Genomic DNA, 3,461 nt, shown 5'->3' on the forward strand with positions numbered 1-3,461 from the left:
GTCTTCTGTCACCGCGTCATAACCGGCCGACACAGCCGCCAGAAACGCCTTGTCGTCCATCGCCGGCACCAGCGTGAGATCACCGGTCGGATGGTCGAGATCGAGCGGGATGACATCGAGTTCGGCGCCGGCCATGCGGGCAAGCTGGTTGATGGCGGCACCGCCGCCGGCGAAATTCGCCACCATCTGCACGGTCACTTCCGAGGGATAGGCCGACACGCCTTGCGCGGTGACACCATGGTTGCCGGCGAAGACGAAAACCTTGACGCGGTCGAGCTTCGGCATGTCGCGGCCCTGCCAGCGCGCCAGCCACGCGGCGACGGTCTCCAGCCGGCCGAGGCTGCCTTGCGGCTTGGTCAGCGTATCCTGGCGGCGGGCGACCGCATTGGCCGCGGCATCGCTGCCGGCCGGCAGATCGAGGCAGGCGGCGCGCAATTCATCGAGGGATTTGAACGGCATGGGGGCAAAGTCTCCGAAAAGGAATCAGGCCAAAGGGAATCAGGAAAGCGCTACGGAAGCGACGAGCAGCACCGCGATCTCGCTTGCCTGCTGCAAGGCTCCGATCGTGTCGCCGGTCTGGCCATCGATCTGGTTGAGGCAAAGGGCGCGGAATGCGGCAAACAGCAGGCCAAGCAGGAGCAGCGCGAAGACGGCGCCACCCAATCCGAGCAGGAGCAGCGGGATCGCGCCGAGCACGGCGCCGGCCATGGCGGTTTCCTGCGAGACGGTGCCGGCATCGGCCGACAGGCCGTCGATCCGCGCCGAAGGCAAGAGATGCATGAAGGCGCCAAGCAGGCCGCGCGAGGCCGCGTGTGCGGCTATGAGGGCGAAGAGGGCCTGAGTGGGATCGACGAACTCCGACAGCGCGCTCCAGCGGATCAGCAGCGACAGGCCCAGCGCCATGGCACCATAGGCGCCGATGCGGCTGTCGCGCATGATCTCGAGTTTGCGGCCGCGTGATTTGCCGCCGCCAAAGCCGTCGGCGACGTCGGATAGCCCGTCCTCATGCAGGCAGCCGGTGGTGAGCACGGTTGCCACAAGAGCAAGGGCCGCCGCTGGCCCCATGGCCAGGCCAAACCGTTCGGCCGTGGCAAAGACGATGGCGCCGATCAGGCCGACGACAAGTCCGGCGATGGGGGCTGCCCAGATCGCGGCGGCAAGGCTGCGGCCGCGAAAATCGAAGACGGGTAGCGGCAGACGGGTGAAGAAGACCAGGCATAGCGCGATGTCGTCGACAACCTGCCGCGGTGAAGGGGCCAGATTCCTGAACTTCATGCTCTAGCCCCTCGCAATCGCATGGAAGAAGGTGCCGCTGACATGGCCGCGCCGGTAGCCCGAGGCGCCGATCGGATTGCCCAGACCGTCGGCAAGGTCGGCCAAGGGGTCGTCATTGCCGGTAGAGGTCATCTGCGCATAGTGGAATTCGTGGCCGCGAATCAGCGCCCCAGCCGAGCCCAGCGGGCAATCGGCGCGCAGCCGCGCCTCGCGATAGCCGAGGTTCATCTTGCGTTTGGCGAAGCTGGTGGAATGGCCGAGCAGGCCGAGCATCGCATGCGTTTCGCCCGACGCGTCCTCCAGCGCTTCGCCCAACACCATGAAGCCACCGCATTCGCCGTGGATGGGCTTCGTCGCGGCGAAACGGGCCATCCCGGCGCGGAAAGTCGCGGCGGCGGCGAGCTTGCCGGCGTGAAGCTCGGGATAGCCGCCCGGCAGCCAGCAGACATCGCAGGTCTCGTCGGGCGCTTCGTCGGCGAGCGGCGAGAACGGGACGATTTCGGCACCCGCCTTGCGCCAGTAGGCGGCGACATGCGGATAGAGGAAGGTGAAGGCGGCATCCTCGGCCAGTGCGATCCGCTGGCCGGGCGGCGCCAGTGCGTCGGTGAAGCCGCCGGGTGCCGGGGTGAAGGGTGTCGCCAGGGCCATGATCGCATCGAGGTCGAGCGATTTCTCCGCCATGTCGGCCAGCCGGTCGAGATGCGCCATCAGGTCGTCATATTCGCCGGCCTGGACGAGGCCGAGATGGCGTTCGGGCAGGTTCAGCGTGGGATCGCGCAGGATGGCGCCGACGACCGGCAGGCCGATCGCCTCGATGGCGTCGCCCGACAGCCGGCGGTGCCGCTCGCTGCCCAACCGGTTGAGCACTACACCGGCCATGCGTACATCCGGATCGTAGGTGGCAAAGCCCATGGCGACGGCGGCCGCAGTGGTCGACTGGCCGGAGACGTCGAGCACCAGCAGCACCGGCAGGCCATAGAGCCGCGCCAGGTCGGCGGCTGACCCGGTGCGCCCCGGCGAGGCCGGAATGCCGTCGAACAGGCCCATGGCGCTTTCGAGGATGACGAAATCGGTGTCGTCGGCGGCTTGCGCGGCGAGTGCGTTGAGCAGCGATGGCGGCATCGCCCAGCTGTCCAGATTGACGCCGGACAGTCCCGTGGCGGCGGTGTGGAAGCCGGGGTCGATATAGTCGGGGCCGGATTTGGCGCCGCGCACCTTCAGCCCACGCCGGGTGAGCGCGCGTAAAATGCCGATGGTGACGCTGGTCTTGCCGGAGCCGGAGCGCGGCGCGCCGACGATGATGGCGCGGGCCGTCATGCTTGTCCCGCCAGTGCCGCGCGCATGGCAACGATGCCGCCAACGACGATCAGCGCCGGCGAGGCAAGACCGGCGGCCGCGGCTTCCTCGGCAATGGTGGCGAGCGTGGCGACGACGGTTCGTTCCTGCGGCGTGGTCGCCGCGACGATCACTGCCGCCGGTGTCGACGGCGCCAGCCCGCCGTCGAGCAGTGCCGCCGCGATCAAAGGCAGGTTGGCCATGCCCATATAGACGACGACAGGCTGGCCGGTGCGGGCGATTGCCGCCCAATCGAGATCGTCATCGGTGCCGGCGGCGTGGCCGGTGGCCAGGATCACCGCCTTGTTGATGCCGCGCATGGTGGCCGGGATGCCGGTCGCGGCCAGAGCGCTGAGGCCCGAGGTCAGGCCTGGCAGCACGCGGAACGGGATGTTTTCATGCGCCAGCGCCAGGGCTTCTTCGCCGCCGCGGCCGAAAATATAGGGATCGCCGCCCTTCAGCCTGACGACGCGGCGGCCGTCGCGCGCCAGCCGCACCAAAAGGGCGGTGATGTCATCCTGTTTCATCGACGGTTTGCCGCCGCGCTTGCCAGCAAAGAAAAGCTCGGCATTTTCGGCAACGGCGACGACATCGGATGAGACCAGCGCGTCGTAGACCAGCGCATCCGCCTCGGCCAAAGCCGCCAGCACTTCGAGCGTCAGGCAACCGGGGTCGCCGGGGCCGGCGCCGGCCAGCCAGACATGGCCAGGCTCCAGCCGGCGCGGCTTGAAGTTCAGCCGGGACAAGGCTGTTTCGAGCGTAGCGTTTTCGCCGGTGTTTTTGGTGCTGCCGCTCACAATCCGTCCCGTCCGCGAAAACGCCGCTGGTAGTGGGCGTCGTACAATGAACTC

The 3,461-nt window shown here is 68.0% G+C and carries 4 protein-coding genes; all 4 read right to left on the reverse strand.

The window, feature by feature from the left end; genetic code table 11:
• Window positions 1–459, reverse strand: a 459-nt coding sequence (locus tag EOD15_RS31010; protein ID WP_185929126.1) for a nicotinate-nucleotide--dimethylbenzimidazole phosphoribosyltransferase, incomplete at its 3' end; no start/stop codon positions are given.
• A gap of 39 nt (window positions 460–498) precedes the next feature.
• Window positions 499–1,275, reverse strand: a complete 777-nt coding sequence (gene cobS, locus EOD15_RS31015) for an adenosylcobinamide-GDP ribazoletransferase (protein WP_127409152.1) — start codon at window positions 1,273–1,275, stop codon at window positions 499–501.
• A 3-nt stretch (window positions 1,276–1,278) separates the two neighbouring features.
• Entirely contained in the window at window positions 1,279–2,592 is a 1,314-nt protein-coding gene (locus tag EOD15_RS31020) for a cobyrinate a,c-diamide synthase (protein WP_127409153.1), read from the reverse strand.
• The gene (gene cobA / locus EOD15_RS31025) at window positions 2,589–3,407 is read right to left on the reverse strand and encodes a uroporphyrinogen-III C-methyltransferase (RefSeq protein WP_127409154.1); all 819 of its coding nucleotides are present in this window, start codon (window positions 3,405–3,407) and stop codon (window positions 2,589–2,591) included. The genes EOD15_RS31020 and cobA overlap by 4 nt, the downstream gene beginning before the upstream one ends.
• Window positions 3,408–3,461: the final 54 nt, after the last annotated feature.

Origin of the sequence: Mesorhizobium sp. M7A.T.Ca.US.000.02.2.1 (assembly GCF_003996995.1) — a bacterium.
In the GTDB taxonomy this organism is placed as follows: Bacteria; Pseudomonadota; Alphaproteobacteria; order Rhizobiales; family Rhizobiaceae; genus Mesorhizobium.

What these genes read in the sequence shown, in the direction of transcription:
- cobS (WP_127409152.1), bottom strand. Translation starts at nt 1,275, where the DNA reads ATGAAGTTCAGGAATCTGGCCCCTTCACCGCGGCAGGTTGTCGACGAC.
- EOD15_RS31020 (WP_127409153.1), bottom strand. Translation starts at nt 2,592, where the DNA reads ATGACGGCCCGCGCCATCATCGTCGGCGCGCCGCGCTCCGGCTCCGGC.